The organism is Rhodopseudomonas sp. AAP120 (assembly GCF_001295845.1).
Taxonomy (GTDB): Bacteria; Pseudomonadota; Alphaproteobacteria; order Rhizobiales; family Xanthobacteraceae; genus Rhodopseudomonas.
The window spans coordinates 1-22128 of record NZ_LJIC01000059.1 but is presented as its reverse complement, the minus strand read 5'-3'; the positions used below and the strand labels follow the sequence as shown (position 1 = coordinate 22128).

21 protein-coding genes and 1 pseudogene are annotated in these 22128 nt (G+C 66.0%); 9 read left to right on the top strand and 13 right to left on the bottom strand.

What is annotated here, in order from left to right:
- The first annotated feature begins 83 nt into the window (after positions 1-83).
- Positions 84-380, top strand: a complete 297-nt coding sequence (locus tag IP86_RS10040) for a hypothetical protein (RefSeq protein ID WP_054162382.1) — start codon at positions 84-86, stop codon at positions 378-380.
- A gap of 239 nt (positions 381-619) precedes the next feature.
- Complete coding sequence (locus IP86_RS10035) at positions 620-1666, top strand: DUF3616 domain-containing protein (protein ID WP_082363917.1); 1047 nt, start codon at positions 620-622, stop codon at positions 1664-1666.
- Between the two features lie 280 nt (positions 1667-1946).
- On the opposite strand, the gene IP86_RS10030 is transcribed toward IP86_RS10035, so the two are convergent.
- A complete protein-coding gene (locus IP86_RS10030; RefSeq protein WP_054162380.1) occupies positions 1947-3602 on the bottom strand; it encodes a fumarate hydratase in 1656 nt (551 codons plus the stop codon).
- A 215-nt stretch (positions 3603-3817) separates the two neighbouring features.
- Here IP86_RS10030 and IP86_RS10025 point away from each other — a divergent pair, with 215 nt between their 5' ends.
- The 4 genes from IP86_RS10025 to IP86_RS10015 all read left to right on the top strand — a co-directional run bounded on the left by IP86_RS10025 (position 3818) and on the right by IP86_RS10015 (position 5759).
- Positions 3818-4138 (top strand): Kazal-type serine protease inhibitor family protein, encoded by a 321-nt coding sequence (locus IP86_RS10025; RefSeq protein WP_054162379.1) that lies wholly within the window; start codon positions 3818-3820, stop codon positions 4136-4138.
- A 212-nt stretch (positions 4139-4350) separates the two neighbouring features.
- Complete coding sequence (locus IP86_RS10020; protein ID WP_054162378.1) at positions 4351-4857, top strand: hypothetical protein; 507 nt, start codon at positions 4351-4353, stop codon at positions 4855-4857.
- Positions 4858-5077: 220 nt separating this feature from the next.
- Entirely contained in the window at positions 5078-5248 is a 171-nt protein-coding gene (locus tag IP86_RS29050; protein ID WP_197279742.1) for a hypothetical protein, read from the top strand.
- A gap of 151 nt (positions 5249-5399) precedes the next feature.
- Positions 5400-5759 (top strand): GFA family protein, encoded by a 360-nt coding sequence (locus IP86_RS10015; protein WP_054162377.1) that lies wholly within the window; start codon positions 5400-5402, stop codon positions 5757-5759.
- A 292-nt stretch (positions 5760-6051) separates the two neighbouring features.
- Here IP86_RS10015 and IP86_RS10010 read toward each other — a convergent pair whose 3' ends face one another.
- From IP86_RS10010 to IP86_RS28010, 5 genes and pseudogenes are all read right to left on the bottom strand, one after another.
- Positions 6052-6762 (bottom strand): glutathione S-transferase, encoded by a 711-nt coding sequence (locus tag IP86_RS10010; protein WP_054162458.1) that lies wholly within the window; start codon positions 6760-6762, stop codon positions 6052-6054.
- 178 nt (positions 6763-6940) lie between these two features.
- Entirely contained in the window at positions 6941-7930 is a 990-nt protein-coding gene (locus IP86_RS10005) for a Tim44 domain-containing protein (RefSeq protein WP_054162376.1), read from the bottom strand.
- Between the two features lie 421 nt (positions 7931-8351).
- On the bottom strand, positions 8352-10895 hold the full coding sequence (gene cckA, locus IP86_RS10000) for a cell cycle histidine kinase CckA (protein WP_156332461.1): 2544 nt from the start codon (positions 10893-10895) through the stop codon (positions 8352-8354).
- Positions 10896-11187: 292 nt separating this feature from the next.
- Complete coding sequence (locus IP86_RS29590) at positions 11188-11592, bottom strand: helix-turn-helix transcriptional regulator (RefSeq protein ID WP_283804776.1); 405 nt, start codon at positions 11590-11592, stop codon at positions 11188-11190.
- 36 nt (positions 11593-11628) lie between these two features.
- Positions 11629-12140, bottom strand: a pseudogene (locus IP86_RS28010) (AraC-like ligand-binding domain-containing protein); the annotation flags it as partial.
- 245 nt (positions 12141-12385) lie between these two features.
- Between IP86_RS28010 and IP86_RS09990 the strand changes: the two are divergent.
- Positions 12386-13633 carry an acyl-CoA dehydrogenase family protein gene (locus IP86_RS09990; protein ID WP_054162374.1) on the top strand — a complete coding sequence of 416 codons (1248 nt, stop codon included), beginning with the start codon at positions 12386-12388 and terminating at the stop codon, positions 13631-13633.
- A gap of 51 nt (positions 13634-13684) precedes the next feature.
- Here IP86_RS09990 and flhB read toward each other — a convergent pair whose 3' ends face one another.
- From flhB to flgB, 6 genes are all read right to left on the bottom strand, one after another.
- Positions 13685-14761, bottom strand: a complete 1077-nt coding sequence (gene flhB, locus IP86_RS09985) for a flagellar biosynthesis protein FlhB (protein ID WP_054162373.1) — start codon at positions 14759-14761, stop codon at positions 13685-13687.
- Positions 14762-14787: 26 nt separating this feature from the next.
- The gene (gene fliR / locus IP86_RS09980) at positions 14788-15555 is read right to left on the bottom strand and encodes a flagellar biosynthetic protein FliR (protein WP_054162372.1); all 768 of its coding nucleotides are present in this window, start codon (positions 15553-15555) and stop codon (positions 14788-14790) included.
- Positions 15556-15667: 112 nt separating this feature from the next.
- Positions 15668-15931, bottom strand: a complete 264-nt coding sequence (gene fliQ, locus IP86_RS09975; RefSeq protein ID WP_054162371.1) for a flagellar biosynthesis protein FliQ — start codon at positions 15929-15931, stop codon at positions 15668-15670.
- Positions 15932-16070: 139 nt separating this feature from the next.
- Positions 16071-16376 (bottom strand): flagellar hook-basal body complex protein FliE, encoded by a 306-nt coding sequence (gene fliE, locus IP86_RS09970; RefSeq protein ID WP_054162370.1) that lies wholly within the window; start codon positions 16374-16376, stop codon positions 16071-16073.
- Positions 16377-16410: 34 nt separating this feature from the next.
- Positions 16411-16836 carry a flagellar basal body rod protein FlgC gene (gene flgC / locus IP86_RS09965; RefSeq protein WP_054162369.1) on the bottom strand — a complete coding sequence of 142 codons (426 nt, stop codon included), beginning with the start codon at positions 16834-16836 and terminating at the stop codon, positions 16411-16413.
- Positions 16837-16858: 22 nt separating this feature from the next.
- Positions 16859-17269, bottom strand: coding sequence for a flagellar basal body rod protein FlgB (gene flgB / locus IP86_RS09960; RefSeq protein ID WP_054162456.1), 411 nt, complete (start codon positions 17267-17269; stop codon positions 16859-16861).
- Between the two features lie 332 nt (positions 17270-17601).
- Between flgB and IP86_RS09955 the strand changes: the two genes are divergently transcribed.
- Positions 17602-18612, top strand: coding sequence for a flagellar biosynthetic protein FliO (locus IP86_RS09955; RefSeq protein ID WP_054162368.1), 1011 nt, complete (start codon positions 17602-17604; stop codon positions 18610-18612).
- Positions 18609-19376, top strand: a complete 768-nt coding sequence (gene fliP / locus IP86_RS09950) for a flagellar type III secretion system pore protein FliP (protein WP_082363914.1) — start codon at positions 18609-18611, stop codon at positions 19374-19376. Before IP86_RS09955 ends, fliP begins: the two co-directional genes overlap by 4 nt.
- A 217-nt stretch (positions 19377-19593) precedes the next feature.
- On the opposite strand, the gene IP86_RS09945 is transcribed toward fliP, so the two are convergent.
- Positions 19594-22128 (bottom strand): tetratricopeptide repeat protein (locus tag IP86_RS09945; RefSeq protein WP_502693995.1); only part of this gene is annotated, 2535 nt, incomplete at its 5' end.

The following is a 22128-nucleotide window of genomic DNA, read 5'->3' as shown; positions in this document are numbered from 1 at the left end:
CGGGGCCGAATTCCACTTCGCGCGAAAACGCTTTAAAGCAGGTTCGCCGGCCGTGTCCCATGGCCGGCTCAAGGGAGAAACAGATGGCAGTCGACGGAAACTGGAAGATCACCATGAGCACGCCGATGGGTGAGCGGCAGGCCGACCTGACGCTGAAAGCCGACGGCGCCACGCTGACCGGCACGCAATCCGCCGATGGTGATTCGGGCGAGATCTTCGACGGCACCGTGAACGGCGACGATGTGACTTGGAAGCTCGACATCACTAACCCGATGCCGCTGACGCTGACCTACACCGGCAAGGTGAGCGGCGACGACATCTCGGGCGAAATGGGCATCGGCCCGATGGGCTCCTTCCCGTTCACGGGAAAGCGGGCCTAATCAAGGCTTTGGCGCCCGCGGATGCAGGCGCAACGTTATCGCCACGCGAGCGCGCCAGACGCGGTCGCGTGGTTTTTATTGACAGAGGCCGGACGCAACTCACAGACTGACGCTCGCTCCGCATATTTGACTACGCGTCCTGCTTCATTCCGCGACGGCGATCGGCAGCAAGGCGCCGATCACTTCGAACCGACGATTTGATCGACTGATTTGACGGCTCAGCTTCCGGAGAGGCAGTGATGAGCACGCTTATTTCGCCCAGAATGTTTGACCGATCCCGTCTCGCTCTGATCGCTTCGGCCACGCTTGGCCTGGCCGGAATTGCTTTCCTCGGTCCCTTCCAGCCGGCCGCGGCCCGCGACTTGTTGCAGCCGGAGCCGAAATGGACCGTCAGCGAGGACTTCGCCAAGACCAAAAAAGCCAGGATCAATCTCAGCGGCGCCGCATGCGCCCCGACCTCGCCGCCGCTGAGCTCCTGCGTGATCGTCAATGACGACAAGAAATACGCCCAGACCTTCACCATCGACGGCACCACGCTGCGGCCTGCCCGCGTGGTCCGGCTGATGCCGGAAGACATCGACGGCGATCCGGACGCCGAAGCCGCGGCGTACGATGACGGCTACTTCTACGTCACCGGCTCGCACGGCCGGCCGCGTCATCACCCGGAGGCCGAGAACCCGGCGAGTTACACGCTGTTCCGCTATCCCGTCGACGAGCACACGCGTCAGCCGGACTTCGTCTCCGAGGAAGACGTCAAAGGTCTCGAAACGACGAGCCGGCTGCGCGGCGTGTTGAAGACCCTGCCGCCGACGGCCGGCAAATACGACAAGCCGCTCGAGGAAGGCGGCATCAACATCGAAGGCCTGGCGGTACGCAACGGCCGGATCTATTTCGGCCTGCGCGGTCCGTCCCTGGACAAACGCGCCTTCGTCATCTCGGTAGACCGCGATGCGATCTTCACCGACGACAAGCCGCTGCACGCCAGGTCGCACCATCTCAAGCTCGGCAAGCACACCGGCATCCGCGATCTCGCCAAGGTGCGTAACGGACTGCTGGTGCTGTCCGGCCCCGTCAACGACCAGGCGGTCAAGCCCGCGATTTCCTTGTGGGGCGATGACGGCGAACTACAGAAGCTTGCCGAGTTGGACATCTCGAGCGCGGGCAAAGGTGCGAAGGCCGAGACCTTACTGGTGCTGCAGGACGACGACAGCGGTCCGTTGCGGGTGCTGGTGATGTTCGACGGGCCGGAGAACGGCTCCCCGCTGGAATACGTGTTGAAGCGCTAGAGCGGTTCATCGTCTGATTGAAACAATTCGAGCAGCCCAAAGGTACTGAGTCCTCAACCTGAGGAGCACGGCGAAGCCGGGCGTCTCGAAGGATGAGAGCCACAAGTGCCTGCGGCTCATGGTTCGAGACGGCGCTACGCGCCTCCTCACCATGAGGCTGTCCACCCGTCCGCCCCAATCTCGGGGTTCCGGGTTCGCTCACTTCGTGAGCGCCCCGGAATGACGGAGTGCGGGCCGGCGCGCAGAAACGGTGCGCGCCACCGGCTCGCGTCGAGAACCCTCAGCCCAAATTCAACTCCTTGAAGAAGTCGTTGCCCTTGTCGTCGACGATGATGAAGGCCGGGAAGTCAACCACGTCGATCTTCCAGATCGCCTCCATGCCGAGCTCGGGATACTCCAGCACTTCGACCTTCTTGATGCAGTGCTCGGCAAGGTTCGCCGCCGCGCCGCCGATCGAGCCGAGATAGAAGCCGCCGTATTTCTTGCAGGCTTCGCGCACCGCCGGCGCGCGGTTGCCCTTGGCGACCATCACCATCGAGCCGCCGGCCGCCTGGAACTGATCGACGAACGAGTCCATGCGCCCAGCGGTCGTCGGGCCGAACGCACCCGAGGCGTATCCGTCCGGGGTCTTGGCCGGGCCGGCGTAGTACACCGGATGGTTCTTGAAGTAGTCCGGCAGCGGCTCGCCCTTGTCGAGGCGCTCGCGCAGCTTGGCATGAGCAGCGTCGCGCGCCACGATCATGGTGCCGGTCAGCGACAGCCGGGTCTTGGTCGGATATTGCGTCAGCTTCGCGAGGACATCCTTCATCGGCTGGTTGAGGTCGATCTTCACCACCTCGCCACCGAGCGTCTGCTCGACCTCCGGCAGATACTGCGCCGGATTGTGCTCGAGTTCCTCGAGATACACGCCGTCCTTGGTGATCTTGCCGAGCACCTGGCGGTCGGCCGAGCACGACACGCCGAGTCCGATCGGCAGCGACGCGCCGTGGCGCGGCAGACGGATGACGCGGACGTCGTGGCAGAAATACTTGCCGCCGAACTGCGCACCCACTCCCAGGCTTTGCGTCATCTTGTGGATTTCCTGCTCCATCTCCAGGTCGCGGAAGGCATTGCCATCCGCCGAGCCCTGCGTTGGCAGCGCGTCGAGATAGCGCGCGGAGGCGAGCTTCACCGTCTTCATGCACAGCTCGGCCGAGGTGCCGCCGATCACGATGGCAAGGTGATAGGGCGGGCACGCCGCGGTGCCGAGTGTCAGCACCTTTTCCTTCAAGAAGGCGAGCAGCCGATCCTTGGTGAGCACCGACGGCGTCGCCTGGAACAGGAAGCTCTTGTTGGCCGAGCCGCCGCCCTTGGCCATGAACAGGAACTTGTAGGCGTCATCGCCCTCGGCGTAGATCTCGCACTGCGCCGGCATGTTGTTGGCGGTGTTCTTCTCTTCATACATGGTCAGCGGCGCGACCTGCGAATAGCGCAGGTTGCGGCGCAGATAAGCGTCGCGCGCGCCTTCGCTCAACGCCGCCTCGTCGTCACCCGCGGTGATGACGTTGCAGCCCTTCTTGCCCATGATGATCGCCGTGCCGGTGTCCTGGCACATCGGCAACACCCCGCCGGCGGCGATGTTGGCGTTCTTCAGGAAATCGAGCGCCACGAACTTATCGTTCGGGCTGGCCTCGTTGTCGTCGAGGATCTTGCGCAGCTGCGCGAGATGGCCCGGACGCAGATAATGATTGATGTCGCCGAACGCGGCCTCGGACAGCGCCCGCAGCGCCTCGCGCTCGACCACCAGCATGTCCCGGCCGAGCACCTTCTCCACCCGCACGCCGTCGCTGCTGATCTTGCGATACGGCGTGGTGTCCGTCCCCAGCGGAAACAGCGGCGTGTGCTTATAGGGCGGAACGGGGGTGGCGGCGGACGGGACGGGGGTGGGTGCGTTCATGAGAGCTCTCGTGTTGCGGACGGCGCAGCGATGGAAACGTTCTAAGCGGTTTTTGCGCGATGGGAAGTGCGGGACCGGCGATGGATTTGGCAAAGACATGCTTCCGCGTTGCGGCCATACATTGCAAAAGTTCCCGTATTGATGTAACCTATGGTTGTGTTTTTCTACCGGTGCGTAGCCAGCCCGGTGCGTGCCGGTCCATCTAGGAGGCACAGATGAAGTCGAAATCGCTTTTCGTACTCGCTGCCCTTGCAATCCTGGCGCTGCCGTCCGCCGCGGCCCAGGCGGCAGCTCCGCAGCTTTGCGGCCCCTTCCTGGGCGGCTTCTGTGGTCCTGGCCACTTCTGCGACCACCACGTCGGAACCTGCGGTCTCATCGGGGCGACGGGGCACTGCGCGAGAGTGCCCCAGGTATGCCCGCGTATTCTGCGTCCAGTGTGCGGCTGCGACGGCAAGACGTACGCCAACGACTGCCTCCGCCAAGCCGCGATGGTGTCCAAGGCCCATAACGGCCGCTGCCGCCTAGTCCCGCAGTAACGACCGCAGGCCCAGCCTGGGCGGCGTTTGTTCAGGCTGGGCGCGGGCGGCTACCGTTGCTGCCCTGCCGCGGCAGTGCGGGCCATCGACCCCCGAACGAGACGGCGATCAGGACAGAGGTCGGCGTGCCTTCTGGCGGAAAACCGCCGCTTGCATTCGAGGCGCGCTTCACTATGAGGTCCTCTGGTCGCGGCCCGTGCGGAGGAACATCGATGCTTGCCCTGTCGGATCCTTCGTTGCGCCGAACGTGCGGCCGCCTTGTCCAGACGGGTAGCTTTGCCGGGGCTGTTGCTCTCGGGGTTCTTCTCGCCGCCTCCCCCGCCCGCGCCGATCGCTGCGACGACCTCGCGCAACAGCTCAAGTCACAGATCGACGGGATCGGCATCGGCAAGACCGTGGCGAACGTGATCTACCTGTCGCATCCGGCGGCAAAATCGCTCCGGCTGGGCTGCCCAAGTCGGACGGTGAAGAACGAGGTGTTCGGCATCGCCTCGACGCGCAAGCCATCGGCGGAATTTCAGGAGCTGATCGCGAGCGCGTCGGCGATCGTGTTCACGATCCCCAAGGCCGATACGCTGCGCGGCGTGAAACGCTGCTTCGGCCGCGTCGGCCTGCTGCGCGGCAACGACGTCAAATCGCGCTACCGTCGGCTGGACATGCGCTGCATCCGCGGCAAGACCGAGTCGTCGATCGCGGTGTCGCGCGACAAGAGCGAATAGGCACGCGCGGCGCGGTCTGCGCGCCGCCCGCGGAGGAGCCGAACGCCGCCTCCCAAGCGCGGCATTTGAAGCAAATCCGACCTCGCCGCTGCGCGCAAAGTTCACCGGCTGGCGCGATGCTGCCGTCATCCGATGACGGGCACGATCGAAGCCATTTGTAACTGGCGCACGATCTCGCCGGGAGTTGTCGGTGACACTCGCAAACCTACGAGGATCGATGATGAGTAGCATTTCGAGCGTGTCGTCGACGCCCGTCTCGAAGCCGACCGTCGAGGCCAGCCCACCGCCTCCGCCGCCCCCGCCGAAGGACAAGGACGATTCGACGACGACGCAGCCGGTCAAGGCGGCGCTGCCGCCCGGCCAAGGCACACGGGTCGATCAGCTCGCCTGAGCCTGGTCGCCTCCGAATGCCGATGACCAGCCCCGCCTTGCGCGGGGCTTTTCATATCCGCAACTTGGTTCCCCCGATTCGTCCGCTATCACCAGCGGCCGTCGTTCTGGTAGAACGGTCCACGCAAACAATCGACAGGCGGGACGACACCATGAGCGGACTGAAAGTCTGCACCGGCGGCTGCCATTGCGGCCTGGTGCGGTTCGAATGCACCACCGACCTGGCGATGGTCACGGCCTGCAACTGCTCGATCTGCACCAAGCGGGGCCTGCATTTCACCTTCCTCCCGCCGCACAGTTTTCAGCTCCGCGCCGGGCAGGACAGCCTGAAGGAGTATCTGTTCAACCAGCGAGCGATCAGCCATCAGCTCTGCGCCGAGTGCGGCGTCGAAGTATTCGCGCGCGGTAGCAAGCCCGACGGCAGCGAAGTCATCGCCCTCAACGTCGCCTGCATCGACGGCATCGACCTCGCCGCCCTGAAGATGACTCCGGTGGATGGCAGGAGCAGGTAGCGACGATGTGAGTTCCCTCCGCGCGGTCGTCATTGCGGAGCGCGAGCGCACCTTGTCGTCCATCGCCAGCGTCATCGTGCCCCGGACAAGGCGCCTCACGCCGCCCTCGGCGTGAGGCGCCGTAGATCCGGGGCGCCGGTTTGTCGCGCTTACAAGCGCCGCAGTGCCGCAATATCACCGGGGTCCCGGATCGGCGGAGCGCCGCGGTGCGTCGCTCCTTGTCCGGGACACGTAGAGAGCGGGTCTGCGCGCTCTCGCCTGTCTGATGGCGGCCGCGGAACGATGCGGTGGATTACTTATCCAATGCCTTGTAGTGCCGGAAGATGCCGTCTTCGTTGAACGGGATGCGGCGATCGCCAGCGAGATAGGCGGCGACGTTGGGGCGCGCTGCGACGCGGTCGTGCAGCGCGATCAGCTCCGGAATCTTGCGCTGGAATTTCTTCATGTGGTTCGGAAACGCGTAGCGCAGGCCCTCAACGATCTGGAACAGCGACAGGTCCACGTAAGTCAGCTTACGGCCGGTGACGAACGGGCCGCCGCTGCCGGCGATCAGCCGCTCGAAATAGCCGCAATATTTCGAGATGCGCTCCTTGCGAAATTCCGCGGCGCGCTGCTTCGCCGCGCTCTTCTGGTCTTCGTAGTAGAGCGAGGTGCCGATCGGATGGTGCGTGTCGTGCACTTCCTGGACGAGATCCGCAATGGTGAGCTGCAGCTCGTGGACCCACAGCCGACCGGCCTCGGTCTTCGGCGCGAGGCCGTGGCGGCTGCCGAGGAACAGCAGGATGTTAGCGGTTTGTCCGATCACCAGCGAGCCGGCCTTGAGGAAAGGCGGCGCGAAAGACGGCGTGCCGGTCTTGGCCTGCATCATCTTCATCATCGTGGAAACGCCGGACTTGCTCTGCCGGGCGACATCGACATAGGTCGCGCCGGCTTCCTCCAACGCCAGACGGACGAACTCACCGCGGCCCTGAATGGTCGGCCAGTAATACAACTCGTAGCGCATCGGCGATCCTCGCTCCGGCAGACGGCGACAGCGTTGCGGCGCCGGCCAGTCGCCGTCAATCATCTGCTCCAGCGGACCAATGCGCCAGTGCGGCTCCGGTTCAAGCACAGGAACACGCTGCCCAAACGAAAAGCGCCGCGGAAATCCGCGGCGCCCGATCATCGTGATGGAAACGAACTCAGTTGGTCTGCTGGATCGCCGACAGCTCCCAGTCGGAGCCGGACCGTCGCGCAAAGGTCCAGACTTCGGTGACCTCGATCGGCGTTTCGCTGCCGGCGACCAGCCGGTTCGTGCCACGCTCCAGCGTCTTGTCGACCAGCGAGAACCGCATCGCCACGGTGGCGTAATCGGTCTCGCCTTCGCGCCACGCCTCGGCGAGATCGCCCTGCAGCAGCTTGACGTCCGACACCTTGTTGATGTCGTTGTTGGCCTTGTTCTCCTCCAGATCCTTGGCGAAGTACGAAGCCATTTCCGGCGTCGTCAGCTTGTTGAGACGCTCGACGTCTTCGTTCGACCAGGCCGCCTGAATGTCGCTCAGCAGACGCTCGAACGCCTCGTAGTCCTCGGGCTTGATCTCGAGCGGCGGCTGGTTCGGCGCGCTGCCGCCGCCGAAGCCGAAGCCGGTGCGATAGCTCGGCTCCGGACCCGGGCCGACGGTCGGACCGGCGTTCGACGCATAGGCCTGCGCGGGCTGCGGATTGTTGCGGCGCTGCCACCACGACCAGGCCAGCCGCGCCACGATCACCACCAGCGCGATCTGCAGGATCAGGCCGATGATCGAAGCGAAGCCGCCGAGGCCGGACATGAAGCCGCCGCCGAACAGCATGCCCAGCAGACCGGCGCCGAGGAAGCCGGCGGCAAGACCGCCGAGCATGCCCATGCCGGGCCGGTTGAAGAAGCCACCCTTGGCGGCGGCACCGGCGGCCGGCGCGGTCATGCCGGGGCTGCCCGGCTGGCTCATGGTGCGGTTGAACGGCTGCGCGGTGCCGGGCGCCGTCGGCGTCGACTTCGGCGCCATGAAGCTGCGCGAGCCGCGCGAGCCGGAATTACCGCCGCCGCCAATGCGCGCTTCCGCGGCCGACGACAGCGCGAGCGCCAGCGGCATGGCCAGCGACAGGGTCACGGCCAGAGCGGCAACGGCGCCACGCGTGCGATGCAAAAAGTTCATTGGTTTCCCTTTATCCCCGTCAGGGGGAAGCTCCCCCAAAATGGGCAGCGGCGGGAAAAAGTGAAGGATGCGCAACGCCGCAGCCCCCGTCGCAACCCTGCGGCCCTCGGTCGCGGGAGAGCGGGGCCAGCCGTCGAACCGGCGCTGCGATTCGTTCCGAGGAAGTCGAACAACCACAAACGACGGCGCGCTCCGCAGTCGGAGAATGCGGCCTGGCGTAGTACCAAGCCGCAATGGAGCGGCTTGCGAACCGATGCATCAACTCGCGAACCAACCCGATCGCAACGACGGCACCGCTCCTCAGGTCAGTTGCCCGTGAGTCTCATGGATACGCCGTCGACCCCGCTGCCGCTGAAGGGCTGAGCTTTCTGGCCTGGGCCGGGCCGCGCTTGTGCGCGCGAATGAACCGCGCGGCCACCGTCTAGTTCGGCGCCATCGTTTCCTTCACCTTCGCCACCAGTGCGCTCAGCGCGAATGGCTTGGCCAGGAAGGCGAACTGCTCGTTCTCGGGAAGGCTCTTTTCGAACGCGTCTTCGGCGTAGCCGGACACGAAGATGATCTTCAGATCCGCGTTGCGTCCGCGCATCGCCTTCAGCAGCGTCGGGCCGTCCATCTCGGGCATCACCACGTCGGACACCACGAGGTCGACCGCGCCATTGACGGCGTCGAATTCCTCCAGCGCCTCGATGCCGTTGGAGGCTTCGATCACCTCGTAGCCGCGCGACCGCAGGCCGCGGGCATTGAGCGAGCGCAGCCCCTCCTCGTCCTCGACCAGCAGGATAGTGCCCTGCCCGGTCATGTCGCCGCGCGGCTTGGCGGCTGCAGCCGCCGCTGCCACCTCGGCGACGCTGCCGCTCGCGGCCACCTGCGGCTCCGCCACGGCTTCATGGCGCGGCAGGAAGATGTGGAAGGTGGTGCCCTTGCCGACCTCGCTGTCGACATAGACGAAGCCGCCGGTCTGCTTGATGATGCCGTAGACGGTCGACAGGCCGAGGCCAGTCCCCTTGCCGACCTCCTTGGTCGAGAAGAACGGCTCGAAGATCTTGTCGACGATGTCGGCCGGAATCCCCGTGCCGGTGTCGCTGACTTCGATCCGGACGTAGTCGGCCGCCGGCATGCCCTTGTGGGCGAGCTGCGCCACGTCGGCGGCAGCGACGTTCGAGGTTCGGATCGTCAGCTTGCCGCCGTCCGGCATCGCGTCGCGGGCGTTGACCGCGAGATTGACGATCACCTGCTCGAACTGCGAGACGTCCGCCTTGGTGCGCCACAGGTCGCGGCCGTGCTGCATTTCCAGCGTGATCCGCTCGCCGATCAGCCGCTTCAGCAATCGGTCGATATCGGTCAGCGCCTCGCCGAGATCGAGCACCTGCGGGCGCAAGGTTTGTTTGCGCGAGAACGCCAGCAGCTGCCGCACCAGCGTCGCGGCGCGGGTGGCGTTCTGCTTGATCTGCATGATGTCCTGGAACGACGGGTCGGTCGGCTTGTGGGCATTCAGCAGGAAATCGTTGGCCATCATGATGGCGGACAGCACGTTGTTGAAATCGTGCGCGATGCCGCCGGCGAGTTGGCCGATGGTATCCATCTTCTGCGCCTGGTTGACCTGGTTCTCCAGCGCTCGCCGCTCGGTGGTTTCGAGCAGATACACGATCGCCGCTTCGGCGTCGCCGTCATCGGCGACCGCGGTGACGAAGAACTGGCCCCAGCGCTCCTTGGCGCCGTGGAGCATCACTTCGACCGGCGCGATATCGGCCTGGCCCTGCGCAGCCTGTTCGATCGCCGCGCCCAGCGTGGCGCGGTCGCGGGTCGAGACCGCCGCGAGGATCGATTTAGCGGCGCCGCCGGACGGATCGAGGCTCTGCGCCAACTTGGCGAAGCGGGCATTGGCGCGCACCACCGCGCCCGACTTGTCGACCGTCGCGATCGCCATCGGCGTATGGTCGAAGAACCGCATGAAGCGGATCTCGGCGGCGCGCTGCGGATCCAGCCGCTCGTCGCGTGCGCGGCTGATCACCAGCGTGCGCGACGCACCCGGCACGCCATCGGCGCCGAAGGCGAGCTTGTGATACAGCCGCACCGGCATGGTCTTGCCGCTACGCATCTTTAGATCGATGTCGAAGACTTCGGTCTTCACTTCGCCGGGTTCTGGCACGATCGAGGTGAGCAGCGCCGAGCCGTCGCCCGACACGATGTCGCCGAGCTTGAGGCCGCCCGAGCCGATCTCGGCGAGATCGTGGTCGAGCCAGTTCGCCAGCGTGGCGTTGACGTAGACGAGGTTGCCGCCGGCATCGACCGAGAAGAAGCCGCAGGGCGCGTGGTCGAGGTATTCGATGGCGTGCTGCAGTTCCTGGAACACGTCCTCCTGATGCTCGCGATCGCGCGTGATGTCGGCGATCGACCACACCGTCTGCTTCGCCTCGCGCTTGCCGGTCCCCAGCGGGCGGACGCGCAGCCGCATCCAGCGCCCTGCCGCGCCGTCGGCCCCCGCGACCCGAACCTCCTCCTGCAGCCGCTTGCCCTCACGCGACGCCTTCAGCAGCCGGAATACCGCCTCGGAGACATCCGGATTGCCGATGAACACCCGCTCGACCGGGCGGACGTCCTGCATCGAGGTCGCACCGGTGAGCGCCAGATACGCCGGATTGGCATAGACGACGTGGCCGCGCGGGTCGGTCACGGCGATGCCGTCGAACGCGCTCTCGGAAATCGCCCGCAGCACCGGGTCGGCGGCGGCGTGATCGGCGAAGCCGGCAATGCCGGCCGCGAAGGCGAACAGCATGAACAGGCCGACCATCGCCAGCAGCGCCAGCAGGCCGAGGATGTAGGGCTGCGCCTCGGCGCGGCCGAGCGTCATGAAAGCGACCGCGGCGGCGATGATGGCGCCGGCCACCAGCAGCACCAGCGCGATGCTGCCGCTACGGCGCGCCGGCTCCGCGGCGGAGGAAGGCTGCTGGTCGTTGATGGTCATTGTCACCGAACCGATCCCTTGGCTGCCGGCGCAGCGGCGGCCAGCTTTCACCTGCCTGAATCGGAGGCGAAAGCGCAAGGGAATCCCGTCGATAAACACGTCCGAGTCGGCTTCAAGGCCGGCAAAACGGCGCAAAACGCCCTCGGGATTGGTCCAGGCGCAACGGCCCGTCGTGTCGAGCACGGCGGCGGTGCAGATCGCTCCGGCGAGCTGAGGGACCGACCTTGGCGGCGGGCTGCTCGGCGACAGCGCAGGCGCCGACTCACCTCCATCTCATGTCGCCACGCCGCCCTTAATCAGGAGCGCGACGGCTGTGGCGGCGGTACTCGGTCGGCGACGTTTCGAACCGCTTCCGGAACGAGCGATTGAAGTACGAGACGTCATTGAAGCCGCAGCTGAAGGCGACGCTGGACACCGCACGCTCCGGGAACTGTGACAGCTCCCGCGCCGAGCGGTCGAGACGCTTGGCCCGAACCAATTCACCGAACGTCATCTCCGACGCCTCGAATGCGCGATGCAGATTACGCGGCGAGATCCTGAACCGGCGGCAGACGCTGGCGATCGACAGAGCCGGATCGTGCAGATTGTCGTCGATGTACCTGCGCACCGAGAGAAACACCGCCCGCTGTGTCGTCGCCCCTGCACTCTCTTCAGCCGTAGCGCTTCGGCCCAGCGACAAAGCGACCAGCTCGGCCATCATCCGTGCCATGGCCTCGTGTCCGGACACAGGAAGCGTCGAAGCCTGCTGCGTCACCGACTGCAGAAAATCGACTGCCACGGCTCCCATCGGGGTCTCGCGCGAGACGCGGATCGCCGTCGCATCGACGGGACTCTTCAACAGCGGATCGAGGATGCGCTTGGGTATCCGGTACGAGAAGATTTCGGGCGCCGCGCGAAGATCGAGATGGTAGGGCTCGGTCGAATCCACGATGTAGAATTCGTGCGGCCGCACGATGACTTCGCGCCCCGCTGCCGGGCCAAGGCTTCACCCTGGACCTGCATGTTGACGAAGTAGTATTCGAGCGGCGTCCTTCTGATCTCGGCCGGTCCGCGATCAACGATATGCTGCTCGGTCAGCAGGCGCGTGACATTGATGTCCGCGACCATCGTGGCGGAGACGCTGCCGGAGAATCCACCCCGGCGCGGCCGCACTGGGTTGAGCGCGACATAGGCCTCGCAGAGCACTTCGCGCCAGAAGCCGAACTGCTGATCTGCAGGAAGCTCCGCGGTTGTCCAAAAAGGCATGCACTACTCCGCCTCTGCGTCGAAGTCCGCGACAAAAGGCTAGGTCCGTCGATTTTCCCGATCAAGCGCAAAAAATGAGAAGTATCTGCCACGCGAGCAGGCAGACGAAGCAGCGGACCGTCCATTGCACCGCAACAAACACGTTGTCTGTCACTGGCCGACAAGCGAATTGTCTCTGCCGTCCAAGACACTCTGGTCATCGGGATGTTCGCTGGCGAGGTGCTAATCACCTTGCGGAGCGTCATATGAGCATTGAATTCGGACTGAGTGAGCAGCAGATCGCACTGCGGGAGGGCGCGCGGGCCTTCGCCAACACCGTGCTGAAGGACGTGAGACCCACCATCCGCAACTATCAAAAGCCGGATGAGCGGTTCTACTCGCTGCGGCCGTTCCACGAGAAGGTGGCCGAGGCCGGCTTCGTCAAAGGACTGTTTCCCAAGGACGTCGGCGGCACCGACGTTCCGACGCTCGACTTCGCGCTGACGGCCGAAGAGCTCTGCGCCGTGGACGTCAACGTTCCCAGCGCGATGTTGGGGATCGGCCTCGGCGTGAAGCCGATCATCTTCTTCGGAAACGACGAGCAGAAAAAGCGGTTCTTGCCGGACTTTATCGAAGACGGCACGCGGCTGGCCGCGCTGGCATTCACCGAGGTGACGGGAGGCGCCAACTACGATGCGGCCGACCCGCGCTTCGGCGTCAAGACCTTCGCCATCCGCGAAGGCGACGAATGGGTCATCAACGGCGAGAAGCACTACACCACCAACGGAACCGGCTGGGACGGCAAGAACTGCCACCTCTACGCCGTGGTGTGCCGCACCGATCCGCAGCAGAACGCCCAGGAGTCTCTCGCCGTCATCATGGTGCCCGGGACCACGGCCGGCGTCTCGGTCGTCGGTCTGCTGGACACCGCAGGACATCGCGCCACGGTTTCACCGCGGATGAAGTTCGAGAATGTTCGCGTGCCGGCGAGCAATATCATCGGCAAGCCGGGCGACGGCATCAAGATCGTCTCCACCAACTTCGCCTGGACGGCCGCGCTGATCGGCGCGGCCTGCGTCGGCGTGATGCGAGCCGCCTTCGACCATACGCTCGCTTTCGCCAAGGCGGACGCCCGCTCCGGGCCGTGCCCGATCATCGACTATCCGACCGTCGGATACATGCTGGCCGACATGAAGATGAAGATCGAAGCCTGTCGCTATCTCACCTGGAAGGCCTGCCAGCAGTTCGATCGCTCGCACGGACAGGAGCAGGAACTCGCGGTGATGACCAAAGTATTCTGCTCGGAAACCTGCGTCAGCGTCGTCTACGATGCGATGCGGGTGGTTGGCGTCGACAGCTACACGGACATGCATCCGCTGGCGGAATTGATGAACGACGCGATGTGCTTCCCGCTGTACGACGGCGGCAATATGGGGGCGCGGCGCCGCCACCTGCACCGCCTGATCAAGGACGGGTCCTACGCCCCCCACTTCGCGGCCTACGGCGCTCACTAGAGCCGGACATAACAGCTATCCGGAAAGCTCGCCTCCGGATAGCCGGCCGGCTCAGGTCCGTCGCCCGAACAGATTGCGCTTCAGGTTCATCACATAGCCGATCACTTCGGCGACCGCCTTGTAGTGCTCGACGGGAATTTCGGCGTCGACCTCGACGCTGGCGTAGAGCGCGCGCGCCAGCGGCACGTTCTCGACGATCGGGACGTTGTTCGCCTTGGCCACTTCCCTGATCTTGAACGCGACCGCGTCGACGCCCTTGGCGACGCAGATCGGCGCCTGCATGCCGCGCTCGTATTTCAGCGCGACCGAGAAGTGGGTCGGGTTGGTGATCACCACCGAGGCGCCCGGCACCGCCGCCATCATCCGCTTCTTCATCCGCTGATAGCGGATCTGGCGGATGCGGCCCTTGATGTGCGGGTCGCCTTCCGACTGCTTGAACTCTTCCTTGACCTCCTGCAGCGACATCTTCTGCCGCTCGTGCCAGGTGCGATACTGGAAGAAATAATCGCCGGCCGCGACGAAGGCGAGCGCCGCGGCGACGGCGCCCATCAATTTCAGCGTCAGCGACACGGTGACGCCGAGCAGCGCCGCGGGGTCCATCTGCAGCAGCGCGTCGAGACGATCGCGCTCCGGATACAGCACCGCCACCATGATCACGCCGAGCGTGATCACCTTGAACAGCCCCTTGAGGAAGTTGGCGAGCGCCTGCTTGCCGAACAGCCGCTTGGCCCCCTCGAGCGGCGACAGCTTGCTGAACTTCGGTTTCAGACCTTCGGTCGAGAACACCAGCCGATGCTGGATCAGATTGCTGCCGATCGCCACCAGCGCCAGCAGAAACAGCGGCACGCCGAGCACCGAGATCATCATGTACATCAGGCTCTTGGTCAGCGCCAGCAGGCCGGCGCCGTCGACCTTGAGCATCCACGATTTCTCGATCACGGTCTTCATCGGCCCGGTGACGCCGGCGCCGATCGAACCCGAGAAGCTGGACAGCAGCAGCGTGCCGCCGGCGATCACGAACCAGGTGTTGACCTCCTGGCTCTTGGCGACATCGCCGCGTTGGAGAGCGTCGTCGAGACGCTTCTGTGTTGGTTCTTGTTGTTTCTCTTCGTCGTTATCGTCGGCCATCGCTCAGCCTTCCCCGAGGGTAAGGCTCAGCGCAGCGTCATGTCCTGCATGACGCCGCCGAAATAGCCGATGAAGGTGCCCATCATGGTGGTGAGCACCGCTGCGAGAATGACGAAGCCGATCATGATCGAGAGCGGCACGCCGACGAAATAAACCTGCATCTGCGGCATCAGCCGGGCGAGGATGCCGAGCCCGATGTTGAACACCAGCCCAAACACCAGGAACGGCGCCGCGAGCTGCACGCCGATCTTGAACGACGCGGCAAATGCGCGCGTCGCCAGCGCCGCGACGTCGCCGCTGTTGAGCAATTCGCCGGGCGCGAAGATCCGGTAGCTGTCGCTGAGCGCCTCGATCACCAGATGGTGCGAGTCGGTGGCGAACAGCATCGTCACGCCGAGAATGGTGAGGAAATTGCCGATCAGCAGGCCTTGCTGGCCCTGCGTCGGATCGATCGCGGTGACGAAGCCGAGACCGAGTTGCTGCGCGATCACCGAGCCGGCCACCTGCAGCGCCGCCAGCGTCACCCGCGCGGTGGCGCCGAGCACGATGCCGATGATGATCTCCTGGATCATCAGCACCAGCAGCGGTGTCAGCGACGACATATCCACCTGATACGCGTTGCGATGCAGCGGCAGGATGATCAGCGTCAGGCCGAGCGCGATCGACAGCTTGACGCGGGTGGGAATGTTGGTCTCGCCTAGCGTCGGAAACAGCATCACCATCGCGCCGACGCGGGCAAACACCAGCATGAAGGCGGCGCCGAGCGCGGGCAGGAACGAGACGTCGATGCGCATGGCCGGGTTCTGCGTCGGGACGATCCGCCTCCGGGGCGACACCCGCGTCGGGCGCGACGAACCTCGCCGCGAACGCGGTGCACCGGCCGGAGGCGCGGGTCCGGATCATGCGTCAACCGCCGGTGATTCGCGACGAGATCCGCAGCATCTCGACGTGCATCTGGTCGGCCATGAACGGCAGCGTCAGCACCAAGGTGATGAAGATCGCGATGATCTTCGGCACGAACACCAGCGTCTGCTCCTGGATCTGCGTCAGCGCCTGCACCAGCGACACCGCAACGCCGACCACGAGGCCGACCACCATCAGCGGCCCCGAGACGATGACGATCGTCCAGATCGCATCGCGGGCGACGTCGAGGGTTTCGGGACCGGTCATGGGATTTCCTTCATGTAGCCACCTCGTCATTGCGAGGAGCGGAGCGACGAAGCAATCCAGCGCCGCGCACTGCGCCTGGATTGCTTCGCTTCGCTCGCAATGACGAGCGTTTTCTAATCTTCGAGCCGCCCCTGGAGACTCAGATCGGCATCTTCAGGATGTCTTCGTAGGACTGGATGACGCGGTCGCGGACCGAGACCAGCGTCGACACCGCGACGTCGGTCTCGGCCACCGCGGTCACCACGTCCATGATGTTCGACTTGCCGTTGGCCATCGCCACCGTCTGCGCGTCCGACTTGCGGCCGGCATCGAGCACGCTGTTCATCGCGTCCTTGACCAGCGCGCCGAACGACGGGCCGCTGTCGGTCGGCTTGCCGGCGCCGGCCGGATTGGCGAGGCGGGCGAGGCTCGCATAGGCGTTCGCTGCGGAAATCGGGGATGCCATCGGTGGTCTCCTGGAGAGGCTGGCTCAGGTCCGGTCAGGCCTTGAGGATGTCGAGGGTGCGCTGAATCATCCGGCGCGTGGCGCTGATGACGTTGAGGTTGGCTTCGTAGGACCGCTGCGCGGCGCGCATGTCGGTCATTTCGATCACCGAATTGACGTTGGGGTATTTGACGTTGCCGGTCGCATCCGCGGCCGGATTGGTCGGCTCGTATTTGAGCTGGAACGCCGATGTGTCGGGCTTGACCCGGCCGAGCGCGACGGTGCGCGCGTCGAGCGCGCGATCGAGCGTCGAGGTGAAGGTCGGCACTTTGCGGCGATACGGATCGCCGCCCGGCGTCTGCGCGGTCGAATCGGCGTTGGCGATGTTTTCCGAGATCACCCGCATCCGCCCGGCCTGCGCACGCAGCCCGGAGGTCGCGATGCCCATCGACCTTGCGAAATCGCCAGCGTCGTCTGCCATGGCTCAGGCTCCCCGGTTGGTGTCAGCGCTTGCCGATCGCGGTCTTCAGCAGACCGAGACTGCGGCTGTAGAGCGAGGTCGCGGCCGCATAGTCCATCTGGTTGGCCGAGACCTTCATCATCTGGTCTTCGAGATTGACCGCATTGCCGGCCGGCCGCGTCTGGAATCCGACCCGGCGATCCTCCGAGAAGGTGGTGGTGCCGCCGGGTGGCTTGAGATGCGAGGCACTGGTCATCATCATCGGCAGCGACCCGCCCGCGGTCGGGCCAGTCAGCTGGCCGGCCGAATCGAATTTCGGCTCGACCAGGTCGCGCGGCCGGAAATTCGGGGTGTCCGAATTCGAGACGTTCTCGGCCAACACCTTCTGCCGCTCCTGATGCCATTGCATCTTGGTGCGCAGCGCCGCCAGCATCGGAAGATCGTTGATCGCCATCGCCGCCTCCATCCCGGTCGCGGATGCGTCGCGCGTCCGCCGGGAGTAGGCAGAATTTGCCGAGTGGATGGTTAACGGCCGGTTAAGATTGGTTACGAAAGGCTTGCCGCTTCGTTACGAAAGCGTTGCCGCTGGCCGCGCAGGAGCCGGGATGCGGCCGATCGCACGGTTTGGTCCCCATGATTCGTGGCGTATGAGAAAAATCGGATGGCAGTTCCGGCCGGCGGTTATTAAGAAGGGGTTAAGGAGCGCGCCGCGCGTCGCCGGGCCTCGACCCGTTCCGGGCCGCTACCGATCGAGGCAAGACCGACGCGCTTCTCCGGGGATCGAGCATGCAGCAGCCATTGATGTTCTTTTTTGCGTTTCTGGCGGTTCTGGCGATGATCGGCGCCGCCGCCTGGCTGGTCCGCCGCTTCGCCGGCAACCGCCTCGGCACGCATACCAAGAGCGGCCGGATGCCCCGCCTCGCCGTGATCGATGCCGCCGCGGTCGACGGCCGGCGCCGGCTGGTGCTGGTCCGCCGCGACAATGTCGAGCATCTGCTGATGATCGGCGGCCCCAGCGACATCGTGATCGAGACCAGTATCGTCCGCGCCAACCCGGCCCGCGAAGCGTCGCGCCCGGGGCCGAGCGTCGAGCCCCGGCTCGGGCCGGCGGATTGGGAGGCGGACGGTGCGCAGGAAGCGCCGGAGCCGGTGCTGCCCGACTTGCCGCCGCGCCCGGCTCGGCCATCCTTTGCCGACGAGCCCCGGCGCCCAGGTCCGGCCCCCATGCCGCCGCGCCGGACCAGCGAATTCCCGCCCAGCGATCCGTTCGCCGGCCTTGTCCCCGAGCCGATCGTCCGCCCGGAGCTGCCGCCGATCGGCCGGCCGGAGCCGCGCCCCGAGCCCCGCGCCGAGGCCCGGCCCGAGCCGCGGATTGAGCCCTCCCCGCGCCCGCGTCAGGATCCCGTGATGCCGCGGGCGCCGCGGCCCGAACTTCCCAAGGCGCCGGTCCGCTCCGAGCGGCCCATCCCGCCGATTGCTCCGCCGGCCGCGCCGCCGCTGCCCAGCACACCTGCTCCCGCTGCTCCTCCGGCCGCAGCCGGGCCTTCGTCCGCTGCTGCACTGTCGGCCGCCGACCAGAACCTCGCCGAGATGGCCAACCGGCTCGAAGCCGCGCTGCGCCGCCCGCCGGACGCCAAACCCGAAGCCGCCGCTCCCGAGCCGGCCCGTCCGGCGCCGCGGGCGCCCGAGCCGCGCCCTGAGCCTCCGGCTGCGTCCGCTCCTGCGACCAAGTCCGGTTTCGAAAGCCTCGAAGACGAGATGGCGTCGCTGCTGGGCCGTCCGAAGACGCCTTCGTGAGCCGGCCGAACCATCCGCGTAGAGTTTTTCAGTTTCTCACCGTCCTGATCCCCAGCGTTGTTGCGCTGGCGATGCCGGCGCACGCGCAGGACGTCAGCATCAATCTCGGCGCCGGCGGCGGCACAGGCGTCACCGAACGCGCCATCCAGCTGATCGCGCTGCTGACGGTGCTGTCGATCGCGCCGTCGATCCTGATCATGATGACGTCGTTCACGCGTATCGTCGTGGTGCTGTCGCTGCTGCGCACCGCGCTCGGCACTGCGACCGCGCCGCCCAACGCGGTGATCATCGCGCTGGCGCTGTTTCTGACCGCCTTCGTGATGGGACCGACGCTGCAGAAATCCTACGACGACGGCATCAAGCCGTTGATCGCCAACGAGATGAGCGTCGAGGACGCGCTGGTCCGTGCCTCCGGGCCGCTGCGCATCTTCATGCAGAAGAACGTGCGCGAAAAGGATCTCAAGCTGTTCCTCGACCTTTCCGGCGAACAGCCGCCGGCGACGCCGGAGGATCTGTCGCTGCGCATCCTGATGCCGGCCTTCATGATCTCGGAATTGAAGCGCGCCTTCGAGATCGGCTTCCTGCTGTTCCTGCCGTTCCTGATCATCGACCTCGTCGTCGCCTCGGTACTGATGTCGATGGGCATGATGATGCTGCCGCCGGTCACGGTGTCACTGCCGTTCAAGCTGATCTTCTTCGTGCTGGTCGACGGCTGGTCGATGGTTGCGGGAAGCCTGGTGCAGAGTTACGGCGGCGGCGGGTAGCTCGGCGGCGGCAGGTAGATCGGATCGCTGGCGCCGCTCGTTTTTGCTCTGCGCTCTCCGCGAGTCATCCCGAGGCGCGTAGCAAAGCGGAGCGAACCCGGAATCTCGGCCCCGCCAGCAACTTCGCGACTCCGGGTTCGCTCGCTTTGCTAGCGCCCCGGAATGACGAACGAAGGCACTGCAGACACGGAAGTCGCCGCGGCCGGCGTGGCGAGATTTATCGCGCCATCTTGATGACGCGTACCTTCTCGGCGGGGATCGAGCCGGTCGATGTCATGTCGGCCCCGGGCGGCGTGGCCCTAGCGCTGGCGTCGGGGAAGCGCTGCTTCATCTCGCGCAGGAAGCCTTCCAGCGTGTCGACGCTCGCCGCCATCTTGGCGATCGCCGCGAAGGCGGCGCTGTCGCCGGAGGTCGGCTTGCTGGCGATGTCGAAGGCGGCCTGATCCGCCGCGTCGGTCATCAGCGGCGCGAACTTCTCGCGGAAGCGGCCGAGCCCGAGCGCATCCTCGGCCAGCGCGTAGCCGACCACGGCGCGGATCACGTCGCTCTTCTCGTCGGCGGACAGCGGCGTGAAATCCTTCCAGCGATCGCCGAGATAGAGCTCAATCTGCTCCGACGATTCGCGCCAGCGTCGCGCAGCCCAATAGATGTCGGAGCGCAGCCGGATCGCCTCGCGGCCGCCGATATTGGTGATGATGTCGAGCGCGAGATCGTGGCGGCCGATATCGCTTTGCGCCCGCGCCTCGATCAGCAACCGCTGCTGACGCAGCTCGCCGGCGAGATCGGCGATGCGCGACGAATGCAGCGCCGCGATCGCGCGGTCCGGCTTGCGGTTCATCAGATAGACCATCGCCAGCCGCGCCGCGACCTGCGCCCGGGCCGCGCCTTCGAGCCGCTTGTCGACCTGATACTGTAACAGCTCGCTGGCCTGATCGAGCAGGTCCACCGCGACGAGGCGATCGGCGAGCCGGCGGATCATCTCGTCGCCACGGCGGCCGATCGGCGTCAGCTCGCGAAATTCGTAGAACGTCGCCAGCGCCTCGATCGGCGGGATGTCGTCGCCCTTGTTGCCGATATACATCTGGGCGAACAGCGCACGGCTGTCATCCTGGGCCTGGCGGGCATATTCGGAGTTCGGCGCAAGCTGCGTCGCGGTACGGGCGGCCGCAAGCGATTCACGATAGCGGCCGGCGTTGGCGTAGAGCTTCGACAGCAATTGCTGGGTGCGGACTTCGAGATCGTCGCCGCGCCACGTCATCGACAGCCGCTCGAGCTCCGGCAGGGCTTCTTCCGGCGTCAGCTCGTTACGCTTGCTGCGCAACACGATATCGCGGAACTTGGCTTCGCTGGCGGCCTGCCGGTCCGGCGAAGCCATCGCCTCCTTGTAACGCCGCAGCGCGTCCTGATCGCGGCCGAGCGCCTCGTCGAGCCAGCCGCGCATCATCGTCACCTGTGGCGCCATCGCCGGCGGCACGCCGACCAGATCGAAGTCACTGCTGATCTTGGCGGCGCCGGAGTAATCGCGCACTTCGAGCGAGGCGCGCATCGCGGTCTCGAGAACCTCGCGCTGGATGTCGAGCGGCAGCGCCGTGATGGCGAACTGCACCGACTTCAGTTTCTCGCGCGCCTCGGCCCATTTGCCCTGTCGCGCCAGCGCGACGCCCTTCCACATCTGCGCGTCGTAGGTCGACGCGATCGCCGGATTGGCGATGTCCTTCAACGTCTGTTCGGGCCGCTCCATCAGCGCGGTGGCGGCGGCGTGACCGATCATCGTCGCGGCGTCTTCCTGCCCCGACTTCATTCCGAGCAACGCCAGGTCGAGCGCGCCCTTGGCCTCCTGATACATGCCGCGGGCCATATAGAACCGCGCCAGATCGAGCCGGGCCGGCAGAACATCGTCGCCGGTCGCGGTCGAGAGCGCGTTGATCCGTGCGTCGAGCGCAGACAGGTAGCGCCCGTCCTGATCCTTCGACCATCGCGTGACGTCGAAGAACGGCCGCTCGGCCGGCGTGCCCGCCTGCCCCGCCGGCTCGGCGGACGACAGCGTCAGCCCGCCCGGCCGGGTCAGCACCACCGCGTCGACTGCGGTCTCGACCGTCACGTCGTCGGACTTCAGTTCGATCACCACGCCGTGCAGCGATTCCAGCAGATTGAATTCGACGAAGGTCTGCCGCTTGATGAAGCCGCGCGGCGGCGGCAGCGCGGTCACCACCGTCAGCGCGTCACCGGCTTCCGGGTCGATCAGGCGATGCATCTGGCCGAGGCCGCTCAACGCGATGCTGACGGTCGCGCGGTTGGGATCGGCGATGTTGCGCACCGCGGTCAGCGGCCGCGACGCGGAGCGGCCGGAATCGGCCAGCGTGATCGACCATGATTTGCCGGTGCCGTCTTCGTCGCTCAGCGTGGCGAGTTGCGGGCGGTCGAGCCGGATGCGGATCGCCTGCCCGTTCGGCAACGGCACGCGGCTGGCGTCGCTGACAATGCCGCCACCTTCGCGGCGGATGGCGGCGAGATCGAACGGCACGGTGTTGTCGAGCACCAGCCACAGCACCTCGCCGCGCCTGAACAGTGCGGCCGGCGTCGGCGCCGCAAAAGCGAAATCGAGCTGCAGCCCGTCGGAGGTACGACGCCCTTCGACCGGGCGGGCCGCGCCGGACAGCGCCGGATTGGGCGCCGCCGCGGGCGGCTCGGCACTCGGCTTGTCGGCGGCAACGGGCGCGGCCGCTGCCGCCACCATCGCCGCAGCCGCAGG